Below are 24,209 nucleotides of genomic sequence, written 5' to 3'. Positions count from 1 at the left end.
TCGCCGTAAGACGCTAGGTCGTTGGCTTGGGGTGCGTATTCTACGCTTTCCCGTGTCGGCGTCAAGTGTTTTTTCAAACTTTCTTTTCGCCTTGAATCCAGTGTTTTGAAGCACTTAATTCAACCTAACTCGGTAACCGCTTTCGCTGTCTGCCGTGTCAGTGGATGCGCATTATAGGCAGCTTAAGATTTAGTGCAAGGCCTTTTTAAACAAAAAAGGATCGCTTGGCGATCTTTTCACCAAAAGCGATCCTTTTTCGTATTTTAAGTCATATTATGACTATTTATTGTACTTTTTTAGTGCCTTTACGAAACTGTTCAAGAAAGCTAATGACATTTTTATCATCCCAATCGACATAAGAACGCACATAAGCCACCAGATCACCTTGTTCATTTAAGATAAATGTCGCAGGAATGGTATCCAGTGGGAAAACATCACGTAGTCGTTGTTGCGGATCAAAATACGAGTTAAATGTGGGTAAACCAAGGGATTCTAAAAATGGTTGCACAATAGCCACGGCTTCAGCATCAATCGAAATAGGTAATAGTGCAAAATGTGCAGCATCTAGAGTTTGATCTAATCGGTTGAGTGCAGGAAGTTCTCTGACACAGGGTGGGCACCAAGTAGCCCAAAGATTAATAACGACGACTTTGCCCTTATATTGGTCAAAGTTAACCGGCTCACCAACGATATCGCTAAAATCGACTAGCGCTACCGGAAATGGCTGCGGCAATATATTGATTCGCTCAAGCGTTGAATCAGTGGTTTGCTCAGCCGCAGCTTGCATGCCGGGATATGCATTAACACCACTTGCAATAACCATAAGAAAGAAGCTAGTGAAGATAAACGCAAACCACTGTTTCAAAGTTAATACTCCAATCTGTTATTTAGCCGCTTTATTACGATTTAATAACGCATCTAATTCGGCTTGCTGCTCTGCCGACAAAGTTGTCGATTCTGTTGCTTGGATCCGTTGTTTTCGCACAAAGATAAAGCCAATAAACAGTCCCAAAATAAGTAACCCAAATGGACCAAGCCATAAAAGGTAGGTTTTTGAGTCTAACTTAGGATTATACAAAACAAAGTCACCGTAGCGACTAGTCATAAATTCGATGATGTCTGAGTCTGACTTGCCATTATCTACCATTTTATAGACTTCAAGACGTAAATCTTGCGCAACAGGAGAATTTGAATCGACTAAGTTTTGATTCTGACACTGTGGACAACGCAACTGATGTGCGAGTGACAAGGCCCTTTGCTGATTATCTACTGATTTAAACTCATAGGTATCGACTGGAGTAGCCAATACGTTCAGAGAAAAAAGTAAACTAGTACAAGCCAACATCATTTTAAATATATATTTCATTACGATGCCCCATCAAGTTTTGCTTCAGCTTGTAATTGCTGGATCATCGGATACAAGGTTTGTGTCCAAACCGTTTGGTCAATGGGACCAGCATAGCGATAACGAATAATACCGTTATGATCAACAATGAAGGTTTCTGGTGCGCCATAAACCCCAAGGTCGAGGCCCAAGCGACCATCCTTATCATAGATATTAACTGTGTATGGATCGCCTTGAGTCGTTAACTCTTTAACAGCTAATGCTCGTTCGTCACGATAGTTGATGCCGTATATAGGTAACAAATTACGCTTAGATAACATCATTAAATAAGGATGTTCATATTTACATGCTGGACACCAAGTCGCCCAAAAGTTCAACATCAATACTTTTGCGGGCAAATCTTTCTCAGTCAAGACTTCACTAGGTACTTCCAAACGCTCGAGCTGGAAAGCCGGGACAGGCTTTCCTTCTAATGCAGAATCGAGCACTTTAGGATTGAGAAATAATCCTTGATATAAAAACACGCCCATACCTAAAAATATAACCAAAGGTATAAACAGTACAAACTTCTTCATAATGTCTCCGAGTTAATTAAGCTGTCGCTAATTTTGCTTTTACTGCTTCTTCTGTAGCAACTTGCTTCACACGATAACGTTTATCTGATGCTGCTAAGAAGCCACCAATCATCATAAAGATCGAACCAAACCACAACCAACGTACAAACGGCTTGTAGTTAAGACGCACAGCAAACTCAGTTAAATTAATTGGGTCGCCCATAGTGACATATAAGTCACGGAACAAGCCCCAATCAATACCCGCTTCAGTCATATCCATAGTGCGCACATTGTACTGACGACGGTCAGGTTTTAATAAAGTGATAAATTCATCATCTTTATAAATCTCAATTTGACCTTGTTGCGCAGTATAGTTAGGACCGACGACATTTTTAGTTTCTAAATACTTAAATGTATAACCTGCTAGTTCTTGGCTTATTCCAGGTCCCATGCGTACGCTTTTCTCGATCGAATAATTAGAGACAATTGTTGCCCCCATTACCGATACCGCGATGCCAAAGTGGGCAAAGAGCATGCCGAGCTGACTACGCCCGATTCGGTTAAGACTGATGCCACCCTCTTTATTGCTCACCATATTATAAGCGGCACGGAAAGTTGATAGCATGATCCATGTTGTCGCGGCGACACCGCACATTACCCAAGCATTAAACTGACCACCAGCAACAAATGGCGCCGCTACCCCAACAACTAAAGCAATAATGGCTGGAATGAGTAACTGTCTTTTAATTTCACCGGCTTTAGATTTTTTCCAGCGAATAATTGGACCAATTCCCATAAAGCCAAATAGCACTAACACGATAGGTACAAATACCGCATTAAAATATGGAGGACCAACAGAAATCTTACCCATGCCTAGAGCGTCAATGAGTAAAGGATACAAGGTACCCAATAAAACAGTACCAGCTGAAACAGTCAGAAGCACATTACAAATTAACAACATGGTTTCTTTCGATTTAAGCTCAAATCGAGCTGGGCTACTCATTTCGCTTGCACGGAAGGCAAACAAAGTTAATGAACCACCAATGGCAATACCTAGCAACAACAAGATAAACAAACCACGGCTTGGATCTGCTGCAAAAGAATGCACTGAAGTAAGTACGCCTGAACGTACAATAAAGGTACCGAGTAAACTTAAAGAGAAAGCAAAAATAGACAGTAGTACGGTCCAGTTACGGAATGCGCCACGCTTTTCGGTCACAATTAATGAGTGCACTAAAGCGGTACCCACTAACCAAGGCATAAATGATGCGTTTTCAACTGGGTCCCAGAACCACCAACCGCCCCAACCTAATTCGTAATATGCCCACCAAGAACCTAATGAAATACCACCGGTTAAAAATATCCATGCCGCTAATGTCCAAGGACGACTCCAACGAGCCCAAGCGGAGTCAAGCCTGCCACTCATTAAAGCCGCAATAGCAAAAGCAAAACAGACCGAGAAACCAACATACCCCAAATACAACATTGGCGGATGGAAGATTAAGCCCACATCTTGCAACATTGGGTTTAAATCTCGACCTTCTAGCGGGATAGGGAAGATCCGTTCAAATGGACTTGATGTTAGGATCATAAATAAACTGAAACCGACAACAATCATCGCTAATACTGATAGCACCCTTGCAGTAAAGACTTCTTCTAATCCCTTACTAAATAAGGCTACCGATGCGGTCCATACAGACAACGCAAATACCCAGAATAATAGTGACCCTTCATGCCCGCCCCACACTGCCGCAATTTTAAAGAATATTGGAAGTTGAGAATTAGAATGATGTGCGACATAAGCCACAGAGAAATCATCGACAGCGAAACTATACCCTAACGCAATAACCGAAAGACTGATGAAAAAAAACATTCCGTATGTTAGTGGCCAGGCATAACGAACGAGATACTGGTCTTTACGGGCGGAACCATATAACGGCACGCTAGCTAGCAGTAAGGCAAAAGCCAAACCGAGAATTAGCGAGAAATGTCCAAGTTCTGGAATCATGGGTATTCCTTAGTCTAAAAAATTAGCGGATCTGAAACAGACAAATCACGGTAGCACTATTTAATGCGGTGAAACTAATATACGCACATTAGCTTAAACGAATTTTAACGCATTTTAGAACTTGCGATGGCTTCTGTCTGCCATTTTCGTACAAAATTGGGTCACTAGTCTCATTATGAGCATCTATTCAATCAAAACGAAAATTTATGACAACCTGTCTGACACAATTACCTTAACAAAGTTTCGCTATTAGTAAGACAAACAATTCAATCTGTGAACCAGTACGCAACTCTCAGGATTTGGATTCATATCTTCCTTATATTACTATTCAATTAATAATCTTTCCGTATAATCAAGATTCCAAGCACTGCGGTATAGCCGCTTTCTCTGTTAACCTAAAAGTGAATATTGAAACAATGACCACATTTTGGATATTTATTGCGCTTGTCGTACTTATTGGCCTAATCATGATTTGGGTTCCACATTTTCGTCAACAAAAGCTATTGCGAGCTGAAGAGTCTGGTGTCCGTAGACAAACTAACCTTGAACTTTTTGCCGAACGTATAACCATTCTTGAAAAGGAATTGAATGACGATCTATTAGACCAAGTCGAATTTGAGGCATTAAAAAAAGAACTAGAGATAAATCTACTTCAAGACATGAGCCAAAAAGGTGACGACTCTCTTGACGTAGAAATCAAATCAAAGAGCGCCTTATGGCCTGCTTTTATGACCCTGTGCATATTGGCCATTTCAGGTTACTTATATCAACACCTCGGTGCTTATAAAGAATTAGCGAATCCTCCCCAAGCAAGCAATCCACATCAAGGTATGGACACAGCACAAATCATGTCGCAACGCGTACAGATGATGGAAGCTAAAGTGGAAGCACAGCCAGAGGATAGTCAGGCGTGGTTTAGTCTTGGACATGCTTATATATCTGCTAACCAATATGATAAAGCCGTTGCCGCATTCGATAAAGTCATGCAATTAGTCGGTACGCAAGCTGAACTTCTTGGGCCTAAAGCTACTGCACTTTACTATAAAGCGAATCAGCAGATGACACCGGCTATTCAAGCCATCATTGAGCAATCTTTAGCATTAGATCCACAAGATCCCTCAACACTGCTTCTCGTTGGTATGGATGCGTTCTTTACTGCGAACTACCGGAAGGCTATCGATGCTTGGCAAATGATCCTAGACAGCGATCGAAATGATGTCGACAAAACAGCATTAATGAATGCCATTGAGTCAGCGAATATGCGCCTTAATGAAGCATCAGGTGCAATGTCTGGTGATGCTACACCAAAGTCAGCAGTGACGAGTAATGCAAAAACCGTCGAAATTGAAGTAACTATTGCACCGGAGTTAGCTGATAAAGTATCTGATTCAGATACAGTGTTTATTTTTGCTCGGGCAACTCAAGGCCCTAAAGTGCCGCTGGCGGCGACTAAAATTAGTGCAAGTAACTTACCGGTAACGATCACTCTAGATGACAGTACGTCCATGGGGGGTGATGTGAAACTGAGTTCAGTTCAGGAAGTCGAAATCATTGCAGTATTGTCAAAAAATGGCAGTGTTAAACCACAGTCTGGTGACTTAAAGGGCACGATAAAAACGCTCAAGGTGGGTGATAATGCAACATTAACACTCGATACCTTAGTGCAATAACAATGGCAGCATCAGTAAGGTTATAGCTTAACATTACCGATATTTACCCATAAAAAAACCGGCTATTAAAGCCGGTTTTTGGATCTAGTTGAAAATTACTTAGACATAAACTGAATTGCGTTTTTGTAATCATCATCGGTACAGTCAGTACACATGCCACCTGGTGGCATAGCGTTTAAACCAGACTTAACCGAACCCACTAAGGCATCTAAACCTTTTGCTAGGCGTGGTTCCCATGCCGCAGTATCATGAACTTTAGGCGCACCAGCCACACCCATGCTGTGACATACTTGACACGCTTTGTTATAAATAGCTTCACCTTCTTGAGCAAATACATTTGCAGACAAAGTTAATGCAGCTGCTGCAGTCATTACTAACAATTTTTTCATATTCATCGTTCCTAATTGCAAATATACCAAGCTTAGCGCTGCCCTTTGATTTAGAAGGCAGACTCATTTTTAGCAATGGCTAGATTACTACAAGTAGCAAAAAAACTCATCTTTTTGTGATAACAATCTCAGCTTAGGCTCTAAATCGAGACAATCTGTGTAGTTCAGGTAATATATTAGCAATCATTAAAAAAGTTCAAACTATATCTTCTTTTTTGGAACCATATCAAATTGCTAGCACTTAATCATGACAAAGCTAAACCGGTAAAAGTGTTTGTGTTAATATCTTTTCGAATTCATCCTCACGCATAATAAGAGGGATAAGTGACCATATCAAACCAATCACAAGTACTATTAAGTGCCAACGAATTAACCTGTATTCGTGAAGATCGGATTTTATTTGACGAACTGAGTTTTAATATCAATGCGGGTGATATTGTCCAAATTGAGGGTCCTAATGGTGCAGGTAAAACCAGTCTATTACGAATAATTGCAGGTTTATCACGCCCCTATGCAGGAGATGTCGAATATTGTGGTGAAAACATCAATAGATGCAGGGATGAATTTAACCATGACCTCTTGTACCTAGGGCACTTAGCAGGGGTCAAAAGTGAGCTCACTGCAGAAGAAAATCTTAACTTCAATTTAAGAATCAGTGGCTATGATGGTTTTGATACCACTGCTATTTTGGCCAAAGTCAATTTAACCGGTTTTGAAGAGGCGCTTGCGGGTCATTTATCAGCAGGGCAACATCGACGAACAGCATTGGCAAGATTACAATACAGCAATTGTAAAATATGGATCCTTGATGAGCCTTTTACTGCAATTGATAAAAAAGGTGTAGAAGAACTAGAACAACTTTTTATTCAACATGCCGAGTCGGGTGGATGTGTGATACTAACAACACATCAGGATATGAGCATTATTAGTAATGCTATGCTTCGCAAAATCACTCTCGACTATCGCTTTGTATAAGGTATTTGAATGAAACGAGGAATCAGCTACACCGCAGCATTCATGACGCTACTACAACGTGATTTAAGAATTGCAATTCGTCATCGCGGAGATATTTTTAACCCATTATTATTTTTTATCCTAGTGGTGACTCTTTTCCCTCTAGGAATTGGACCAGAATCTCAGGTGCTTACTAGAGTAGCTCCAGGAATTATATGGGTTGCGGCCTTACTAGCATCAATGCTGTCGTTGGAGCGCTTATTTAAAGCAGACTTTAACGACGGTAGCCTAGAACAAATGCTACTGAGTCCACAACCATTAGCATTGATGGTATTAGCTAAGGTACTTGCACATTGGATTCTAACCGGTGTACCACTGATTTTAGTCGCACCACTACTGGCCGTACTATTACATTTAGAGAGCAATAGTTATGGTGCCTTAATGTTGACATTAGCATTGGGCACACCAATATTGTCGCTCCTTGGGGCAATAGGTGTAGCACTTACAGTAGGGCTTCGAAAAGGTGGAGTGCTACTAAGCTTACTGATTTTGCCTTTATATATACCCGTACTCATTTTTGCCACCAGTGCAATTGATGCTGCGGGACTTAACATGGCTTACGATGGTCAACTTGCGATACTTGCAGCTATGTTGGTCGGTTCTTTAATCTTGGCACCTTTCGCAATTGGCGCCTCTTTACGAGTGAGTACAAACTAATGTGGAAATGGCTTCATTCTTACGCAGACCCTGAACGGGCATATAAATTGTCTGGCACCTTGTTGCCATGGTTTAGCATTCTTGCAATATTAATGGTCGGTACTGGCAGTATTTGGGGATTATTATTTGCCCCAACCGATTATCAACAAGGTGATAGCTACCGTATCATCTTTATCCATGTACCTGCAGCATCAATGTCTATGGCTGCTTACATGGGTATGGCAATTGCTTCATTCATAGGTTTAGTCTGGCAAATAAAATCGGCTGATTGGGCTGCAGCAGCCATTGCACCGATAGGCGCTGTGATCACCTTTATTGCATTATTTACAGGGGCTGCATGGGGTAAACCTATGTGGGGTGCTTGGTGGGTATGGGATGCGCGCCTTACATCTGAATTGGTATTATTATTTTTATACTTAGGCGTGATCTCACTGTATGCGTCATTTGAAGACAAAGTCCTCGCGGCTAGAGCATCTGGTATCCTCGCTATTGTCGGCGTAATTAATATTCCAATTATTAAATACTCTGTCGATTGGTGGAGCAGCTTGCATCAACCGTCGACCATCAGAATAACAGAGAAGTCTACCATGTCGACGGATATGCTATACCCTCTGCTAATAAACATTGTTGGTTTTGGTATGATGATTGGTGCCATTACCCTCGTCCGTTATAGAACAGAAATTCTTGCTCGAAATGGTATGCGCCCTTGGGTGAGAGACTTAGCAACCGCAGAGGAGGCAAAATAATGCAATTTGATTCATTCAAAGATTTTTTAGATATGGGCGGTTATGCATTTTACGTTTGGTTATCCTATGGTGTAACAATTGGCTGCTTGGCAACATTGATCACCCTAAGCATTAGACAAAAGCGTAAAGTGCTAATTGAAATAGCTAAAAAGATAACGCGTGAACAACGCCTGAAAGAAACAAGAGGTAATAACCGTGAATCCAAGACGTAAAAAGAGATTAACGCTCGCCGTGACATTAATTGCAGGCGTTGCAGCCGTTACTTCATTATTGCTATACGCACTAAATTCAAATTTGAATTTATTCTATACTCCATATGAGATTACTCACGGCAAAAACGACACAGGTGTGTTGCCTGAAGTCGGACAACGAATCCGAGTAGGCGGTATGGTTACAATGGGCTCAATGAATCGAGATCCTGACAGCTTATATGTAGAGTTTGCTGTACATGATTCAGCAGGCGGAAGTGTCGTTGTGACTTATGATGACTTGTTACCTGATTTGTTTAGAGAAGGTCAAGGGATCGTCGCACAAGGTGTATTAGTAGAATCAGGAAAATTAGCGGCAACGGAAGTGCTTGCCAAGCATGATGAAAACTATATGCCACCTGAAGTAGCTGAAGCTATGGGACAAAAGCATGAAAAGCCGACTTATAGTCAAAAAGCGCTTGAAGACAAATAACCTTTAACTGCAATAAAAAAGCCTCTTCGGAGGCTTTTTTTATGCTTACACACTATGTAGATACAGAAACAATCAAATTCAAAAGTAAATCAATCTCAAGTGGTAGGTAAGATTTCCATGTTTAACTCGTTTGTGCTCCGAAGCAAGAATATCTACTTTCGCGACAATGAAACTCTAGTAAACTAGGGAGTAGCTTAAAGGCTTTAAATTTCTCTAGGGTGTGGCGGTTATACTCAACACAGCACATTAGATAGGGCTATATTGAGGCATAATCGCAAACAAAACTTGATCCTCCATTAATGCCAACTTCACTAGCTGTAATAAGATGCTTCCCAAAGCCTACACAGCCACAACCAGCTTATCGCCAAGCAAGCCCTGCAACTTCTCTATTAATAACTAACACGGTTGTGTCTTAGGTTTACAAAACATTGAGTAAAGCAATTGTTGCTGATTCAACAGTCTTTGTCATTAATGGTTTTATTGCTTGAATAGACTAGATCAAATCAAAGTCGGTTAAGACTGATAATCAATATTGAGCTTCTTAAAACCCTAAAAATGTTTCGAAAAAACCGACAGCAAGAGCAACCTAAATTAGGCAACATTATGGGTTAACTGTTTAGGAGAAAACAAAACCTAGACCACAGACAGATACCAGTAAATCAGTAATCAGTAATCAGTAATCATTAATCATTTTAAAGAAGCTGAACTAATAACATCGAGAGATAAATCAATAAAAAAACGTAAAACAAACATATTTCTCACAGATACCTTGGGGGAATTACCGCACCTTGATTATGTCCTAACATAATGGAATATAACTCTCTGATTGCTCAGGTACCCATAAGCCAAGCAAGATATAAACTTAGTAGGTGTATGCCACTAAGTCGTAGGAAGTATTGAATGCAGAAGTGTCGTAGGAAGTATTGAATGCAGAAGTGTCGTAGCAAAAGACTAAAAAGATGATTTTAAGAAATGAACAACATGAAGTGCTGAGAATCTTAAACTTGTAACCAACTCTAGCAAGTATTGGAAAATAAAATCAGGCAAAAAAAAGTAAAAAAAACCGAGCCTAGGCTCGGTTTTTTCGATGAGTAACTAATTACTCAGCAGCTTCGACTTCAACAGCTTCAGCAGCTTCAGGACGACCTACTAATTCGATGTAAGCCATTGGGGCTTTATCACCGGTACGTAGACCGCACTTTAGAATACGAGTGTAACCACCAGGACGTTCCTGGAAGCGTGGACCCAATTCAGTAAATAACTTACCTACAACTTCAGCGTCGCGGGTACGAGCGAAAGCTAAACGGCGATTTGCAACGCTGTCAACTTTAGCAAGTGTTATTAGAGGTTCAACAACGCGACGCAGTTCTTTCGCTTTAGCAACAGTTGTCTTGATAATCTCATGACGAACTATTGAACAAGCCATGTTACGGAACATAGCTTGACGATGACTGCTGTTGCGGTTTAGTTGACGACCACTCTTACGATGGCGCATGACCTAATCCTTATAACCTAAATCTGTACTAACCTGAGACTTATAGGTCGTCAGCTAAACTAGCCGGTGGCCAGTTTTCTAGACGCATACCTAACGACAGTCCGCGAGACGCTAAAACATCCTTAATTTCAGTAAGAGATTTCTTACCTAAGTTAGGGGTCTTAAGCAACTCAACTTCAGTGCGTTGTACCAGATCTCCGATGTAATGAATCGCTTCGGCTTTTAAACAGTTAGCCGAACGTACAGTTAGCTCTAAATCGTCGACAGGACGCAGCAAAATCGGATCGAACTCCGGTTTCTCTTCTACAACAGCCTGCTCAGTCACATCACGTAGTTCAACAAACGCATCTAGCTGTTCAGCTAAAATAGTTGCAGAACGACGAATGGCTTCCTCAGGATCGATAGTACCGTTTGTGGTCATATCTATCACAAGTTTGTCTAAGTCAGTACGCTGTTCAACACGAGCAGCTTCAACATTATAAGCAATGCGAGCTACAGGTGAAAAAGAAGCATCAACCAGCAAACGACCAATTGGGCGATCATCGTCTTCAGTTTGTGCACGAGCCGAAGCAGGCACATAACCACGACCACGCTCAACGCGGATACGCATGCTGATATCATTGTTACCAGTCAAGTGACAGATAACATGATCAGGATTCACGATGGTAACATCACCATCATGCGTGATATCTGCTGCTGTAACAGGGCCTGTGCCGGACTTGCTTAATGTAAGCAAAGCCTCGTCTTTACCCTCGATGGTCACTGCTAATCCTTTAAGATTAAGCAATATCTCAAGGATATCTTCTTGTACGCCTTCCTTACTGCTGTATTCATGCAATACTCCGTCAATTTCGACTTCAGTAACTGCACAGCCAGGCATAGACGACAATAGGATGCGACGCAACGCGTTACCTAAGGTATGGCCAAAACCACGTTCTAGTGGCTCTAGTGTAACTTTGGCGCGAGTTGAATTAACCTGCTCAATATCAACGAGACGCGGTTTAAGAAATTCTGTAACAGAACCCTGCATTGTGTCCTCTCTTGTTTGTTAGCTTTACTTAGAGTAAAGCTCGACGATCAGCTGTTCGTTAATATCCGCAGACAAATCGCTACGTTCTGGAACGCGCTTAAAAGCACCTTCCATTTTCGCATTGTCGACTTCTACCCATGTAGGCTTTTCGCGTTGTCCAGACACTTCTAAAGCCGCTTTAATACGAGCTTGAGTACGTGACTTTTCACGGATGCTTACAACATCATTCGCAGACACTTTGAATGACGGAATGTTAACAACACGACCGTTAACCATAACAGATTTATGGCTTACTAGCTGACGTGATTCTGCACGAGTAGAACCGAAACCCATACGATAAACGACGTTATCTAGGCGGACTTCTAAAAGTTGCAACAAGTTTTCACCAGTGTTGCCTTTTAGACGTGCAGCTTCTTTGTAGTAGTTACGGAATTGCTTTTCTAGCACACCATAAATACGACGAACTTTTTGTTTCTCGCGTAACTGAATACCATACTCAGACAAACGTGGCTTACGTGCGCCATGTTGTCCAGGTGCAGTTTCTAGCTTACACTTCGAATCGATTGCTCTCACACCGCTTTTTAGGAAAAGGTCTGTACCTTCTCTGCGGCTGAGCTTGAGCTTGGGACCCAAGTATCTTGCCATGATCTTTCTCCAACTATCCTATAAACGCAGTGTTATACACGACGTTTTTTAGGTGGACGACAGCCATTATGAGGGATAGGTGTCACATCGGTAATGTTAGTAATTTTATAACCAACAGCGTTCAGCGCACGAATGGCTGATTCACGACCTGGACCAGGACCCTTCACGAAAACTTCAAGGTTTTTAACACCGTAGTCTTGAGCAGCAATACCTGCACGCTCAGCAGCAACCTGTGCAGCGAATGGTGTTGATTTACGTGAACCACGGAAACCAGAACCACCTGAGGTAGCCCATGACAACGCATTACCTTGACGATCTGTAATGGTGACAATTGTGTTGTTGAAAGACGCATGGATATGAGCCATGCCATCTGCAACCTGTTTACGTACGCGCTTACGCGGAGAACGTGACGGAACTTTAGCCATTTTGGTTTACCTTCCCGTTACTTTCTGATTGGCTTACGTGGACCTTTACGCGTGCGCGCATTGGTCTTAGTACGTTGCCCACGAAGGGGCAGGCTACGACGATGGCGGAGACCACGATAACAACCAAGATCCATAAGACGCTTGATGTTCATTGAAATCTCACGACGCAAGTCACCTTCTACAGTGTATTTGGCGACTTCTTCGCGTAGGATATCTATTTGAGCTTCGCTCAATTCCTTGATCTTAGCATCTTCAGCAATTGAAGTAGATGCGCAGATTGCTCTAGCGCGTGTACGTCCAATACCAAAAATAGCAGTCAAAGCAATGACTGTATGCTTTTGATCAGGAATGTTAATGCCAGCGATACGGGCCACTATGCACTCCTTAAAGTTAAAGGCCATCTGCGAAAAGCCCGAAAGGATACTCGACAGACGACAGATTTGCAAACAATATTTTGGTCAGCCCATTATTGAGCTGACCAAACTTCTTTCTTAGCCTTGACGTTGTTTGTGTTTTGGTTCAACACAAATCACACGTACAACACCACTACGCTTGACGATCTTGCAATTACGGCAGATCTTCTTCACGGAAGCTCGAACTTTCATTTCATCACTCCGTAAAAGCAATCTTATTTTCCAAAGCGATCTAAGTTTGCTTTGTTAACGAGATTAGCTTTCTTCATCACAGACTCATACTGATGAGACATCATATGGGTCTGAACCTGAGCCATGAAGTCCATGATTACGACTACAATAATTAGTAGTGAAGTACCGCCAAAATAGAACTGTACTTTCCACGCAATTAACATGAACTCCGGAATTAAGCAGATAAAGGTAATGTATAACGCACCCGCTAGGGTTAAACGTGTCATTACTTTATCAATGTAACGCGAAGTCTGTTCTCCGGGACGGATCCCAGGAATGAATGCACCACTCTTTTTCAAATTATCCGCTGTTTCGCGAGGGTTAAAAACCAACGCAGTATAGAAGAAACAGAAAAAGATGATTGCTGTCGCATACAATAATGAATACAGCGGTTGTCCAGGTGACACAGCTAAAGCGAAATCGCTTAACCATGACATGGACTCATTTTGACCAAACCACTGAGCCAGTGTGCCTGGAAACAAAATAATGCTGGAAGCAAAAATTGGTGGAATCACACCTGCCATATTTATTTTTAAAGGTAAGTGGGTGCTTTGCGCTGCGAAGACCTTACGGCCTTGTTGACGCTTAGCGTAGTTAACGACGATACGACGTTGACCACGTTCCACAAACACTACTAAATAGGTTACAGCAAATACGATAACTGCGAGCAACAGTAGTACTAATACATTCATGTCACCTTGACGCGCCTGCTCGGCTGTTGAACCGATGGCCGATGGTAGACCAGCAACAATACCTGCGAAAATTAATATCGAGATACCATTACCAATACCACGTTCGGTAATTTGCTCACCTAACCACATTAGGAACATAGTTCCTGTAACTAAGCTCACAACTGCAACAAAGTAAAAACCAAATCCGGGATTGGCCACAAGACCAGGCATCAGATTTGGTAACCCTGTTGCAATACCGACAGATTGCAAAGTACCCAACACGAGTGTGCCATATCTAGTATATTGACTGATTTTCTTACGTCCTGATTCGCCTTCTTTTTTCAATTCAGCGAGTGCAGGATGCACAACAGTCAATAACTGCATAATAATCGATGCCGAAATATACGGCATGATACCTAATGCGAAGATAGAAGCACGCTCTAAAGCACCACCCGAGAACATGTTAAACATGCCAAGGATGGTATCTTTTTGCTGAGCAAAAAGCTCTGCCAATACAGCTGCGTCAATACCAGGAATTGGCACAAACGAACCGGCTCTAAAGACGATAATCGCACCAATCACGAACAGAAGACGAGTTTTCAATTCAGATAAACCGCCTTTCGCGCTTTTTAAATCAAGTCCTGGTTTTGCCATCGACGTATTATTCCTCGATCTTGCCACCGGCAGCTTCAATAGCTGCACGAGCACCTTTAGTTACCTTGAGACCTTTTACAGTCACTGGGCGGTCAATGGTACCTGAAAGAACGATTTTCGCAAACTGGATGTTGCGAGTAATAACGTTCGCATCTTTCAGTGCATTCAAATCGACAACATCACCGTTAACTTTTGCTAGTTCGAGTACACGAACTTCAGCTGTAACCAAAGCGCGACGCGAAGTAAAGCCAAACTTAGGTAAACGAATCTTAAGTGGCATTTGACCACCCTCGAAACCGACGCGAACACCGCCGCCTGAACGAGACTTCTGACCTTTATGGCCACGACCCGCTGTTTTACCTAAACCTGAACCGATACCACGGCCTACACGCTTAGGAGCAGATTTAGAACCTGCTGCTGGAGATAGAGTATTTAGACGCATTATCCTAATTCCTCCACCGAAACCATGTAGTACACCTTGTTAATCATACCGCGAACTGAAGGTGTATCTTCAACTTCAACAGTGTGATTAATGCGGCGTAGGCCTAAACCGGTTAAGGTTGCACGGTGTTTTGGTAAACGACCAATGCTGCTTTTAGTCTGTGTGACTTTTAAAGTTTTAGTAGCCATGGTGCATTACCCCCGAATTTCATCAACATTCAGGCCACGTTTTGCTGCGATTTGAGCTGGTGACTTCATGTGCACCAACGCATCGACAGTTGCGCGAACGATGTTGATCGGGTTAGTAGAACCGTATGCTTTTGACAGAACGTTATGAACGCCTGCTACTTCCAATACGGCACGCATTGCGCCTCCGGCAATAATACCGGTACCCTGTGATGCTGGTTGCATATAAACTTTAGAACCAGTATGGCGACCTTTAACTGGGTGATGCAAAGTACCTGCATTCAACTCCACGGTTACCATATTTCGACGGGCTTTTTCCATTGCTTTTTGAATAGCAGCTGGAACTTCACGCGCTTTACCATAGCCATAGCCGATCTTACCATTACCATCACCCACAACTGTTAGTGCAGTGAAGCTAAAGATACGACCGCCTTTAACTACTTTAGAAACACGATTAACTGCAATCAATTTCTCTTGCAGATCGTCTTTTTGCTGAGCTTCTAATTTAGCCATTTTTATAACCCCTTAGAACTTCAGGCCAGCTTCACGAGCGGCATCTGCTAGTGCAGCTACACGACCATGATACTTGAAACCAGAACGGTCGAACGCAACTGTTGCTACGCCCTTCTCGATCGCACGCTCAGCAACAATTTTACCTACTGCTTTAGCCGCATCAACGTTACCGGTACTCTTTAGTAGCTCTTTAACCGCTTTTTCAACGGTTGAAGCAACTGCCAACACCTGAGCTTCAGGATTAATCACCTGAGCATAAATGTGACGCGGTGTACGATGTACAACCAGACGATTCACGCCCAGCTCTTGGATCTTCTTACGTGCACGTAACGCGCGACGTAAGCGAGATGTTTTCTTATCCATATCGCGTTACCTACTTCTTCTTAGCCTCTTTACGGCGTACTACTTCGTCGTCATAACGAACACCCTTGCCTTTGTAAGGCTCTGGTGGACGGTATCCGCGAATGACAGCAGCAACCTGACCAACTTCTTGTTTATCGACGCCCGAAAGCACGATTTCAGTTTGGCTAGGACACTCTGCAGTAACGCCTGCGGGCAGTTTGTGTACTAATGGATGTGAGAAACCTAATGTTAAATCTAAGTCACTACCAGCAATCTTTGCACGGTAACCTACACCAACTAGTTTAAGTTTTTTCACAAAACCTTGAGATACACCAACAACCATATTGTTTACTAGTGCACGTGCAGTACCAGCCTGAGCCCAAGCGTTAGCAACGCCTTCGACAGGTAGGAACTTTACTTCTGCATCTTCGATAACAACATTTACCGCATTGTTGATTACTCGAGTCAGACTTCCTTTACTGCCTTTAACAGTTAAGGTCTGTTCGTTTAAAGTCACCTCTACGCCAGCAGGAACAGTGACTGGTGCTTTTGCAACACGAGACATTTCTAGCTCCTTACGCTACGTAGCAGATAACCTCGCCACCCGTGCCATTTTGGCGGGCGGCGCGATCAGTCATCAAGCCTTTAGAAGTGGACACAATTGCGATACCCAGACCGCCCATCACCTTTGGTAACTCGTCTTTACCTTTGTAAATACGAAGACCAGGGCGACTTACACGCTGGATAGTCTCAACGACTGGTTTGCCTTGAAAGTACTTTAATGTAATTTCTAATTCAGGCTTAGCTTCATCTGCTACGGCGTATTCAGTAATGAAACCTTCATCTTTAAGTAATTTCGCAATTGCTACTTTTAACTTAGCTGAAGGCATCTTAACAGATACGTGGTTAGCAGCTTGGCCGTTACGAATACGGGTTAACATATCCGCAATAGGATCTTGCATGCTCATATTAGCTTACTCCGTGACAAGTGCTTACCAGCTGGCCTTACGCAGACCAGGAACTTCACCACGCATGGTTGCTTCACGTAATTTAATACGGCTTAAGCCGAATTTACGTAGGAAACCATGTGGGCGACCAGTTTGATTACAGCGGTTGCGTTGACGCGCAGCGCTAGAATCACGTGGTAGAGCTTGTAACTTAAGTACGGCATCCCAACGATCTTCTTCAGAAGTTGTAGGGCTGCTGATTATAGCCTTAAGTGCTAAACGCTTTTCAGCATATTTAGCTACGAGCTGCGCACGTTTTGCTTCACGTGCTTTCATAGATGTTTTTGCCATTATGCTACCCTTATTTCTTGAATGGGAAGTTAAAAGCGTCTAACAAAGCACGACCTTCTTCATCATTCTTCGCAGTAGTAGTGATAACAATATCCATACCACGAATTTTATCGATTTTATCATAATCGATTTCTGGGAAGATGATCTGCTCACGCACGCCCATTGCGTAGTTACCACGACCGTCAAACGCTTTTGCGCTTAAGCCACGGAAATCACGAATACGTGGTATTGCAATGTCAACTAAACGCTCTAAAAATTCCCACATACGCTCACCGCGTAGGGTCACTTTACAGCCAATAGGGTAGCCTTCACGGATTTTAAAACCAGCAACTGATTTACGAGCAACAGTTACAATTGGTTTCTGGCCAGCGATTGCAGTCATGTCACGGAGCGCATGCTCCATAACTTTCTTATCTGCAACAGCTTCGCCCACACCCATGTTTAGGGTGATTTTTTCAATCCGAGGGACTTGCATGACACTGCTGTAACCGAACTTTTTAGCTAGTTCAGCGACTACAGTCTCTTGATATTTATCATGCAGTTTCGCCATCGTTTACTCCAAATTACTTAACGAGTTCGCTGTTCGACTTAAAGAAACGGACTTTTTGGCCGTTTTCAAATCGGAAACCAACACGATCTGCCTTGCCTGTGGCTTGGTTAAAGATCGCAACGTTTGATGTTTGAATCGGTGCTTCTTTCTCGATAACGCCGCCAGTCACACCCAATTGAGGGTTAGGTTTCTGGTGCTTTTTAACAAGATTGAGGCCTTCAACAATTAACTTACCAGTAGGTAGAACTTGAGAAACCTTACCGCGGCTACCCTTGTCTTTACCTGCTAATATAATTACTTCGTCTTCACGACGGATTTTAGCTGCCATTTGAAGCTCCTTACAGTACTTCTGGTGCCAGCGAGACAATTTTCATGAATTTATCATTACGCAATTCACGTGTCACTGGGCCAAAGATACGAGTACCAATCGGTGCAAGGTTTGCGTTAAGCAATACCGCTGCATTCCGATCGAAGCGAATGACAGAACCGTCTGGACGACGTACGCCTTTCTTAGTACGGACTACCACCGCGTTATATACATCACCTTTCTTCGCTTTAGCGCGAGGAATCGCTTCTTTAACAGAAACTTTGATAATGTCGCCGATACCGGCATAACGACGATGAGAGCCACCCAAGACCTTAATACACTGAACTCTGCGTGCGCCGCTGTTACATGCGACGTCTAGAGTCGATTGCATTTGGATCATTTCAAGTGCTCCGCTATCGTTACTACACAATCCCACTATGGGAGTATATTTTGAACCAAAATCAAGCAATAATTTACTCAAAATTGGCGCGCAAGTATAACACACATTTTTGGAATGCATAGCAAAAAATACAAACGGCCCCAAATGCTGGAGCCGTTTACGTTAACCTAATAAAAATTAGGCTTTTGTTACTACTTCAGCTAGTGTCCAAGACTTAGTCTTAGATAGAGGGCGGCACTGGCTAATAGCCACGAAATCGCCTTCATTACACTGATTAGTTTCGTCATGTGCATGGATCTTAGTAGTACGCTTAATGTACTTCCCATAAATAGGATGTTTCACTTGGCGCTCAATAGCAACAGTAATAGACTTGTCCATTTTGTTGCTAATTACTTTACCTTGCAAAGTACGGATTTTATCAGACATTACGCACCTGCCTTAGAAGTAATAATGGTCTTAACACGTGCAATGTTACGACGCACTAGTTTCAACTGATTCGTTTGAGTCAACTGACCAGTAGCGTGTTGCATACGCAGGTTAAACTGCTCACGCAGCAGACCAAGTAATTCAGCGTTAAGTTCTTCAACGCTCTTTTCTCTTAGTTCGCTCGCTTTCATTACATCACCGTCTTAGTTACGAAGGTAGTCTTCAGAGGAAGTTTAGCAGAAGCTAAAGCGAAGGCTTCACGAGCCAACGATTCAGGAACACCACCCATCTCATAAAGAACCTTACCAGGTTGAATCTGACATACCCAGTATTCAACGTTACCTTTACCTTTACCCATACGCACTTCAAGAGGCTTAGAGGTAATTGGCTTGTCAGGGAAAACTCGAATCCAAATTTGTCCTTGACGTTTAACATGACGTGTCATGGCACGACGTGCAGATTCAATTTGACGTGCAGTTAAACGGCCACGGCCGACTGCTTTCAAACCGAAAGTACCAAAGCTAACTTCAGTACCGTTCGCTAGACCGCGGTTGCGGCCCTTGAACATCTTGCGAAACTTCATACGTTTAGGTTGCAGCATAAAAGTTTCTCCTATTTACCACGAGGCTTACGCTTAGGTTGCTGCTTCGGCTCTTCAATAGCTGGGATTAAACCATCTAGAACTTCGCCTTTGAAGATCCAAACTTTAATACCAATCACACCATACTGCGTGTGACTTTCTGCGGTTGAATAGTCGATATCAGCACGCAAAGTATGCAAAGGTACACGACCTTCACGATACCATTCTGCACGCGCGATTTCTGCGCCGCCTAAACGGCCGCTCACTTGAACTTTGATACCTTGAGCACCAATGCGCATTGCGTTTTGAACTGCGCGCTTCATAGCACGACGGAACATAACACGACGCTCTAACTGCTGAGCAATAGAGTCAGCAACGAGCTTAGCGTCTAATTCAGGCTTACGGATCTCAGCGATGTTGATTTGAGCAGTAGTGCCAGTGATTTTAGACACATGTGCACGTAATACTTCAACGTCTTCACCTTTCTTACCGATCACAATACCTGGACGGGCAGTGTGAATGGTAACGCGGATGCTTTTCGCTGGGCGTTCAATGACAATCTTAGATACTGATGCGGCTTTTAACTTTTCAGTTAAATATTGACGCACTTCCCAGTCGCTGTTCAGATTATTTGCATAGTCTGACTTATCTGCGTACCAGGTAGAGATCCAAGGCTTAGTGATACCCAGACGGATACCATTAGGATGTACTTTCTGTCCCATTGCTCTCTTCTCCTAGCGATCTGCTACAACCACAGTAATGTGGCTGGTACGCTTCATGATACGATCAGCGCGGCCTTTAGCACGTGGCATGATACGCTTCATTGTTGGGCCTTCATCTACGAAGACGGCTCCAACTTTAAGCTCATCAATGTCAGCACCTTCGTTGTGTTCGGCGTTTGCGATAGCTGAGTCAAGTACTTTTTTTACTAGTACGGCGGCTTTCTTGGGGCTGAATGTCAAAATCTCGAGCGCCTTAGAAACAGGCAATCCGCGAATTTGATCAGCAACTAGACGGGCCTTCTGCGCAGACGTACGAGCAAAACGATGTTTAGCTAAAACTTCCATCTTATTCCTCCCGTATTAACGCTTCTTCGCTTTCTTATCTGCAGCATGGCCGCGATAAGTGCGAGTTGGTGAAAATTCACCAAGCTTGTGGCCGATCATTTCGTCAGTTACGAACACAGGTACGTGCTGACGACCATTATGGACAGCGATGGTCAACCCAATCATATTAGGGATGATCATTGAGCGACGAGACCAAGTCTTAATTGGCTTTTTGTCTCCCGCTTCCATCGCTTTCTCTACCTTCTTCAGCAAGTGCAGGTCAATGAAGGGACCTTTCTTGAGAGAACGTGGCATGGCGAATCCTCTTACTATTTATTACGACGACGTACGATGTACTTATCAGTGCGCTTGTTGCTACGAGTTTTATAACCCTTAGTCGGCACACCCCATGGACTCACTGGATGACGTCCACCAGAAGTACGGCCTTCACCACCACCATGTGGATGGTCTACTGGGTTCATTGCAACACCGCGAACTGTAGGGCGTATGCCTCTCCAGCGCTTAGCACCTGCTTTACCTAACTGGCGTAGCATGTGTTCGGCATTACCAACTTCACCAAATGTCGCGCGGCAATCTACTGGAACTTTACGCATTTCGCCAGAGCGAAGACGTAGAGTTGCATAAGCACCATCACGAGCAACAACTTGTACATAAGCACCAGCTGAACGTGCGATTTGAGCGCCTTTACCAGGCTTCATTTCGACAGCGTGTACAACACTACCTACTGGAATGTTGCGTAACGGTCTAGCGTTACCAGTCTTGATTTCTGCATCCAAGCCAGATTGGATTGGGTCGCCAGCTTTCATGCCTTTTGCAGCAAGAATATAACGACGCTCACCATCTGCATACAGTACTAACGCAATGTGCGCTGTACGGTTTGGATCGTATTCAAGACGTTCAACTTTCGCAGGGATACCATCTTTGTTGCGTTTAAAGTCAACAATACGATAGTGCTGCTTATGTCCACCACCTACGTGGCGTACAGTGATACGGCCAGTATTATTACGGCCACCACTTTTAGATTTTTTCGCCAACAGGCCAGCAAAAGGTTTACCCTTATGCAGGTCCGTATTCACCACTTTAACTACGTGGCGACGACCTGGAGAGGTTGGCTTACACTTAATAACTGCCATGATAATTCTCCTTTGCTTATTCAGCGCCGCCGACGAAATCGATTTCAGCACCAGCAGCTAAAGTAACATAAGCTTTTTTCCAATCGATACGACGACCTACACGGCCACCGGTACGCTTGGTTTTGCCTTTATTAACTAAAGTGCGAACAGAATCAACTTCAACTTCAAATAGCTTCGCTACTGCAGCTTTAATCTCTGCTTTAGTTGCATCGATGGCTACGCGGAAAACTACAGTGTTGTTTTTCTCAGCAAGCACAGTACTCTTTTCAGAGATATGTGGACCAAGAATAACTTTTAGCAAACGTTCTTCGCGGATCATGCTAGCATCTCCTCGATTTGCTTCACTGCATCAGCAGTAACAAGAACAGTGTTGAATGCAATTAGACTAACTGGGTCAAGACCCGCTACGTCACGCACGTCAACTTTGTATAAGTTGCGAGCTGCTAAGAATAAATTCTCATCAACTTCTGCAGTAACAATTAGAACGTCTTCTAAGTTCATTGCTTTCAATTTAGCTTTCAGCTCTTTAGTTTTAGGAGCTTCAACACCAAACGATTCAACAACAACTAAACGCTCTTGACGTACCAATTCAGAGAAAATGCTCTTTAGAGCACCACGGTACATCTTCTTGTTAACTTTTTGGCTGTGATCTTGTGTTTTAGCAGCGAATGTTACGCCACCGCCACGCCAGATTGGGCCTTTAACACTACCGGCACGAGCGCGGCCTGTGCCTTTCTGGCGCCAAGGCTTTTTGCCTGAGCCAGTTACTTCCGCACGAGTCTTTTGAGCACGAGTGCCCTGACGCGCGTTTGCAGCATATGCTACAACTACCTGATGAACCAATGCCTCGTTAAAGTCACGGCCGAAGGTAGTTTCGGAAACTTCAAGAGCGCTCTGGGCGTCTTTCAATACCAATTCCATTACTATCTCCTCAGACCTTAAGCTTTAACTGCTGGCTTGATAATCAAGTCACCATTGGTAGCGCCTGGAACTGCGCCGCGTACTAACAACAAGTTACGCTCTGCATCAACACGTACTACGTGTAGATTTTGAGTTGTTACTTGCTCAGCACCCATATGGCCTGACATTTTCTTGCCTTTGAATACACGACCAGGCGTTTGGTTCTGACCGATAGAACCATTCGAACGGTGTGCCAAAGAGTTACCATGTGTCATATCTTGAGTACGGAAATTCCAACGCTTAACACCGCCTTGGAAGCCTTTACCTTTAGATTGACCAGTAACGTCTACTTTCACTGTCTCAGCGAAAATATCAACATTAATTTCAGCACCAACTTCAATGCCTTCGCCTTCACCATCTGCTAAACGCATTTCCCACAAACCACGACCGGCTTCTACGCCGCCCTTGGCAAAGTGACCTGCTTCTGCTTTAGTGATGCGATTGGCTTTTTTGGTACCAGTAGTCACTTGAAGTGCACGGTAACCGTCAGTTTCTAAAGTTTTCACTTGAGTAACACGGTTGCCTGCAATCTCGATTACTGTTACAGGGATTGACGTACCATCTTCAGTGAAGATGCGAGTCATACCCACTTTACGACCAATAAGACCGATAGCCATCTCTCAAACCTCTTCTAAGGATCTCAATTAACCTAAGCTAATCTGAACGTCGACACCAGCCGCAAGATCTAAACGCATTAACGCGTCTACAGTCTTTTCTGTTGGCTCTACGATGTCAACTAAACGCTTGTGGGTACGAATTTCGTACTGATCACGAGCATCTTTATTAACGTGCGGAGAGATCAAAACGGTATAACGCTCTTTGCGAGTAGGTAGTGGAATTGGACCACGAACCTGCGCGCCTGTACGCTTAGCAGTTTCAACGATTTCCGCTGTAGACTGATCAATTAAACGATGATCAAAGCCTTTCAAGCGGATACGGATTCTTTGGTTCTGCATTGACCAGAGCTCCTAAAATGGACATATAAAAAATCACCCTCTAGCTTCTTCCTAATGGAAAAGCAGAGCGAGATGATTTAACCGTTCGACTCCCAATCGGAGTCGCTGTGAAAATGAGTAACCTATTTGGTTAAACATTATAATTTACGCTACACTTGTCAGCGAGTGGGCAATTATACAGATCTTCTTTCTAAGATCAAGCCCATTGTGTAAATAGTCTTCAAAAGTCTTTTTACAATCAACTGCGGCGCATTTTACACATTCTATGAACGAATGCCAGCATTGATTATTAAATTTTAAAAATAAAAAAGGAAGCCTAAGCTTCCTTTTTTAGTGTTCACTAAAGTCGCTATTACGCGATGATTTTAGCTACAACACCTGCACCAACTGTACGGCCACCTTCACGGATAGCGAAACGTAAA

At 43.2% G+C, this 24,209-nt stretch carries 40 protein-coding genes; 6 read left to right on the top strand and 34 right to left on the bottom strand.

Annotated elements, in window-relative coordinates; translation table 11 throughout:
- Positions 1–283: 283 nt before the first annotated feature.
- Genes H5114_RS19970 through H5114_RS19955 form a run of 4 tightly spaced genes read right to left on the bottom strand, consistent with a single transcriptional unit; the run spans position 284 to position 3,907 of the window.
- Complete coding sequence (locus tag H5114_RS19970) at positions 284–823, bottom strand: TlpA disulfide reductase family protein (RefSeq protein ID WP_182723868.1); 540 nt, start codon at positions 821–823, stop codon at positions 284–286.
- Between the two features lie 60 nt (positions 824–883).
- Positions 884–1,366 (bottom strand): heme lyase NrfEFG subunit NrfF, encoded by a 483-nt coding sequence (gene nrfF / locus H5114_RS19965; RefSeq protein WP_182723867.1) that lies wholly within the window; start codon positions 1,364–1,366, stop codon positions 884–886.
- Complete coding sequence (locus H5114_RS19960; protein WP_124017673.1) at positions 1,366–1,920, bottom strand: DsbE family thiol:disulfide interchange protein; 555 nt, start codon at positions 1,918–1,920, stop codon at positions 1,366–1,368. Before H5114_RS19960 ends, nrfF begins: the two co-directional genes overlap by 1 nt.
- 16 nt (positions 1,921–1,936) lie before the next feature.
- Positions 1,937–3,907, bottom strand: a complete 1,971-nt coding sequence (locus H5114_RS19955; RefSeq protein ID WP_124017674.1) for a heme lyase CcmF/NrfE family subunit — start codon at positions 3,905–3,907, stop codon at positions 1,937–1,939.
- Positions 3,908–4,323: 416 nt separating this feature from the next.
- On the opposite strand from H5114_RS19955, the gene ccmI reads away from it, so the two are divergent.
- Positions 4,324–5,577 (top strand): c-type cytochrome biogenesis protein CcmI, encoded by a 1,254-nt coding sequence (ccmI, locus tag H5114_RS19950; RefSeq protein ID WP_182723866.1) that lies wholly within the window; start codon positions 4,324–4,326, stop codon positions 5,575–5,577.
- A 95-nt stretch (positions 5,578–5,672) separates the two neighbouring features.
- Here ccmI and H5114_RS19945 read toward each other — a convergent pair whose 3' ends face one another.
- Positions 5,673–5,966 (bottom strand): cytochrome c5 family protein, encoded by a 294-nt coding sequence (locus tag H5114_RS19945; protein WP_124017676.1) that lies wholly within the window; start codon positions 5,964–5,966, stop codon positions 5,673–5,675.
- Between the two features lie 324 nt (positions 5,967–6,290).
- On the opposite strand from H5114_RS19945, the gene ccmA reads away from it, so the two are divergent.
- Genes ccmA through ccmE form a run of 5 tightly spaced genes read left to right on the top strand, consistent with a single transcriptional unit; the run spans position 6,291 to position 9,064 of the window.
- Positions 6,291–6,941: a cytochrome c biogenesis heme-transporting ATPase CcmA gene (ccmA, locus tag H5114_RS19940; protein ID WP_124017677.1), complete on the top strand. Its 651-nt coding sequence runs from the start codon at positions 6,291–6,293 to the stop codon at positions 6,939–6,941.
- A 9-nt stretch (positions 6,942–6,950) separates the two neighbouring features.
- Positions 6,951–7,637 (top strand): heme exporter protein CcmB, encoded by a 687-nt coding sequence (gene ccmB, locus H5114_RS19935; protein WP_124017678.1) that lies wholly within the window; start codon positions 6,951–6,953, stop codon positions 7,635–7,637.
- Entirely contained in the window at positions 7,637–8,383 is a 747-nt protein-coding gene (locus tag H5114_RS19930; RefSeq protein ID WP_124017679.1) for a heme ABC transporter permease, read from the top strand. The genes ccmB and H5114_RS19930 overlap by 1 nt, the downstream gene beginning before the upstream one ends.
- Positions 8,383–8,595 (top strand): heme exporter protein CcmD, encoded by a 213-nt coding sequence (ccmD, locus tag H5114_RS19925; protein ID WP_124017680.1) that lies wholly within the window; start codon positions 8,383–8,385, stop codon positions 8,593–8,595. The genes H5114_RS19930 and ccmD overlap by 1 nt, the downstream gene beginning before the upstream one ends.
- On the top strand, positions 8,579–9,064 hold the full coding sequence (gene ccmE / locus H5114_RS19920; RefSeq protein WP_124017681.1) for a cytochrome c maturation protein CcmE: 486 nt from the start codon (positions 8,579–8,581) through the stop codon (positions 9,062–9,064). The genes ccmD and ccmE overlap by 17 nt, the downstream gene beginning before the upstream one ends.
- 1,099 nt (positions 9,065–10,163) lie before the next feature.
- Here ccmE and rplQ read toward each other — a convergent pair.
- The 29 genes from rplQ to H5114_RS19775 form a co-directional block, all read right to left on the bottom strand.
- Positions 10,164–10,559, bottom strand: coding sequence for a 50S ribosomal protein L17 (gene rplQ / locus H5114_RS19915; RefSeq protein WP_011635664.1), 396 nt, complete (start codon positions 10,557–10,559; stop codon positions 10,164–10,166).
- Between the two features lie 40 nt (positions 10,560–10,599).
- Positions 10,600–11,589, bottom strand: a complete 990-nt coding sequence (locus H5114_RS19910; RefSeq protein ID WP_011635663.1) for a DNA-directed RNA polymerase subunit alpha — start codon at positions 11,587–11,589, stop codon at positions 10,600–10,602.
- 24 nt (positions 11,590–11,613) lie between these two features.
- Entirely contained in the window at positions 11,614–12,234 is a 621-nt protein-coding gene (gene rpsD, locus H5114_RS19905) for a 30S ribosomal protein S4 (RefSeq protein ID WP_124017683.1), read from the bottom strand.
- 32 nt (positions 12,235–12,266) lie between these two features.
- A complete protein-coding gene (gene rpsK / locus H5114_RS19900) occupies positions 12,267–12,659 on the bottom strand; it encodes a 30S ribosomal protein S11 (RefSeq protein WP_011635661.1) in 393 nt (130 codons plus the stop codon).
- A 17-nt stretch (positions 12,660–12,676) separates the two neighbouring features.
- Positions 12,677–13,033 carry a 30S ribosomal protein S13 gene (gene rpsM, locus H5114_RS19895; protein ID WP_011635660.1) on the bottom strand — a complete coding sequence of 119 codons (357 nt, stop codon included), beginning with the start codon at positions 13,031–13,033 and terminating at the stop codon, positions 12,677–12,679.
- A 117-nt stretch (positions 13,034–13,150) separates the two neighbouring features.
- Complete coding sequence (gene rpmJ, locus H5114_RS19890) at positions 13,151–13,264, bottom strand: 50S ribosomal protein L36 (RefSeq protein WP_006083579.1); 114 nt, start codon at positions 13,262–13,264, stop codon at positions 13,151–13,153.
- Positions 13,265–13,287: 23 nt separating this feature from the next.
- Positions 13,288–14,628 (bottom strand): preprotein translocase subunit SecY, encoded by a 1,341-nt coding sequence (secY, locus tag H5114_RS19885; protein ID WP_101084805.1) that lies wholly within the window; start codon positions 14,626–14,628, stop codon positions 13,288–13,290.
- 7 nt (positions 14,629–14,635) lie between these two features.
- Positions 14,636–15,070, bottom strand: coding sequence for a 50S ribosomal protein L15 (rplO, locus tag H5114_RS19880; RefSeq protein ID WP_124017684.1), 435 nt, complete (start codon positions 15,068–15,070; stop codon positions 14,636–14,638).
- On the bottom strand, positions 15,070–15,258 hold the full coding sequence (rpmD, locus tag H5114_RS19875) for a 50S ribosomal protein L30 (RefSeq protein WP_011635656.1): 189 nt from the start codon (positions 15,256–15,258) through the stop codon (positions 15,070–15,072). Before rpmD ends, rplO begins: the two co-directional genes overlap by 1 nt.
- 6 nt (positions 15,259–15,264) lie before the next feature.
- Complete coding sequence (gene rpsE, locus H5114_RS19870; RefSeq protein WP_011494651.1) at positions 15,265–15,768, bottom strand: 30S ribosomal protein S5; 504 nt, start codon at positions 15,766–15,768, stop codon at positions 15,265–15,267.
- A gap of 12 nt (positions 15,769–15,780) precedes the next feature.
- Complete coding sequence (gene rplR / locus H5114_RS19865; protein ID WP_011635655.1) at positions 15,781–16,131, bottom strand: 50S ribosomal protein L18; 351 nt, start codon at positions 16,129–16,131, stop codon at positions 15,781–15,783.
- A gap of 10 nt (positions 16,132–16,141) precedes the next feature.
- Positions 16,142–16,675, bottom strand: a complete 534-nt coding sequence (gene rplF, locus H5114_RS19860; RefSeq protein WP_124017685.1) for a 50S ribosomal protein L6 — start codon at positions 16,673–16,675, stop codon at positions 16,142–16,144.
- Between the two features lie 10 nt (positions 16,676–16,685).
- Positions 16,686–17,078, bottom strand: coding sequence for a 30S ribosomal protein S8 (gene rpsH / locus H5114_RS19855; protein WP_124017686.1), 393 nt, complete (start codon positions 17,076–17,078; stop codon positions 16,686–16,688).
- Positions 17,079–17,102: 24 nt separating this feature from the next.
- Complete coding sequence (gene rpsN / locus H5114_RS19850; protein WP_182723865.1) at positions 17,103–17,408, bottom strand: 30S ribosomal protein S14; 306 nt, start codon at positions 17,406–17,408, stop codon at positions 17,103–17,105.
- Between the two features lie 10 nt (positions 17,409–17,418).
- Entirely contained in the window at positions 17,419–17,958 is a 540-nt protein-coding gene (gene rplE, locus H5114_RS19845; RefSeq protein WP_011635651.1) for a 50S ribosomal protein L5, read from the bottom strand.
- A gap of 13 nt (positions 17,959–17,971) precedes the next feature.
- Complete coding sequence (gene rplX / locus H5114_RS19840) at positions 17,972–18,286, bottom strand: 50S ribosomal protein L24 (RefSeq protein WP_124017687.1); 315 nt, start codon at positions 18,284–18,286, stop codon at positions 17,972–17,974.
- Positions 18,287–18,296: 10 nt separating this feature from the next.
- Positions 18,297–18,665 (bottom strand): 50S ribosomal protein L14, encoded by a 369-nt coding sequence (gene rplN, locus H5114_RS19835; protein WP_011635649.1) that lies wholly within the window; start codon positions 18,663–18,665, stop codon positions 18,297–18,299.
- A 177-nt stretch (positions 18,666–18,842) separates the two neighbouring features.
- Positions 18,843–19,091 (bottom strand): 30S ribosomal protein S17, encoded by a 249-nt coding sequence (gene rpsQ, locus H5114_RS19830; RefSeq protein WP_124017688.1) that lies wholly within the window; start codon positions 19,089–19,091, stop codon positions 18,843–18,845.
- Positions 19,091–19,282 carry a 50S ribosomal protein L29 gene (gene rpmC / locus H5114_RS19825; RefSeq protein WP_006083592.1) on the bottom strand — a complete coding sequence of 64 codons (192 nt, stop codon included), beginning with the start codon at positions 19,280–19,282 and terminating at the stop codon, positions 19,091–19,093. Before rpmC ends, rpsQ begins: the two co-directional genes overlap by 1 nt.
- Positions 19,282–19,692, bottom strand: coding sequence for a 50S ribosomal protein L16 (gene rplP / locus H5114_RS19820; RefSeq protein WP_124017689.1), 411 nt, complete (start codon positions 19,690–19,692; stop codon positions 19,282–19,284). The genes rpmC and rplP overlap by 1 nt, the downstream gene beginning before the upstream one ends.
- 11 nt (positions 19,693–19,703) lie before the next feature.
- The gene (rpsC, locus tag H5114_RS19815) at positions 19,704–20,393 is read right to left on the bottom strand and encodes a 30S ribosomal protein S3 (RefSeq protein ID WP_124017690.1); all 690 of its coding nucleotides are present in this window, start codon (positions 20,391–20,393) and stop codon (positions 19,704–19,706) included.
- Positions 20,394–20,405: 12 nt separating this feature from the next.
- Positions 20,406–20,738 (bottom strand): 50S ribosomal protein L22, encoded by a 333-nt coding sequence (gene rplV, locus H5114_RS19810; protein ID WP_011635644.1) that lies wholly within the window; start codon positions 20,736–20,738, stop codon positions 20,406–20,408.
- A 15-nt stretch (positions 20,739–20,753) separates the two neighbouring features.
- Positions 20,754–21,032: a 30S ribosomal protein S19 gene (rpsS, locus tag H5114_RS19805; RefSeq protein ID WP_006083596.1), complete on the bottom strand. Its 279-nt coding sequence runs from the start codon at positions 21,030–21,032 to the stop codon at positions 20,754–20,756.
- 14 nt (positions 21,033–21,046) lie between these two features.
- Entirely contained in the window at positions 21,047–21,871 is an 825-nt protein-coding gene (gene rplB / locus H5114_RS19800; protein WP_124017691.1) for a 50S ribosomal protein L2, read from the bottom strand.
- 16 nt (positions 21,872–21,887) lie between these two features.
- A complete protein-coding gene (gene rplW / locus H5114_RS19795) occupies positions 21,888–22,190 on the bottom strand; it encodes a 50S ribosomal protein L23 (protein WP_011635642.1) in 303 nt (100 codons plus the stop codon).
- Positions 22,187–22,792, bottom strand: coding sequence for a 50S ribosomal protein L4 (rplD, locus tag H5114_RS19790; protein WP_011635641.1), 606 nt, complete (start codon positions 22,790–22,792; stop codon positions 22,187–22,189). The genes rplW and rplD overlap by 4 nt, the downstream gene beginning before the upstream one ends.
- A gap of 17 nt (positions 22,793–22,809) precedes the next feature.
- Positions 22,810–23,448, bottom strand: a complete 639-nt coding sequence (gene rplC, locus H5114_RS19785) for a 50S ribosomal protein L3 (RefSeq protein WP_101033710.1) — start codon at positions 23,446–23,448, stop codon at positions 22,810–22,812.
- A gap of 27 nt (positions 23,449–23,475) precedes the next feature.
- Positions 23,476–23,787, bottom strand: a complete 312-nt coding sequence (gene rpsJ / locus H5114_RS19780) for a 30S ribosomal protein S10 (RefSeq protein WP_011635639.1) — start codon at positions 23,785–23,787, stop codon at positions 23,476–23,478.
- A gap of 352 nt (positions 23,788–24,139) precedes the next feature.
- On the bottom strand, positions 24,140–24,209 hold a 70-nt coding region (locus tag H5114_RS19775; RefSeq protein WP_198552046.1), incomplete at its 5' end, for a hypothetical protein.

Origin of the sequence: Shewanella sp. SR43-8 (genome assembly GCF_014163775.1) — a bacterium.
In the GTDB taxonomy this organism is placed as follows: Bacteria; Pseudomonadota; Gammaproteobacteria; order Enterobacterales; family Shewanellaceae; genus Shewanella; species Shewanella vesiculosa.
Note: the sequence above shows the minus strand (reverse complement) of the source record. Positions and strands in the feature narration are given on the sequence as shown.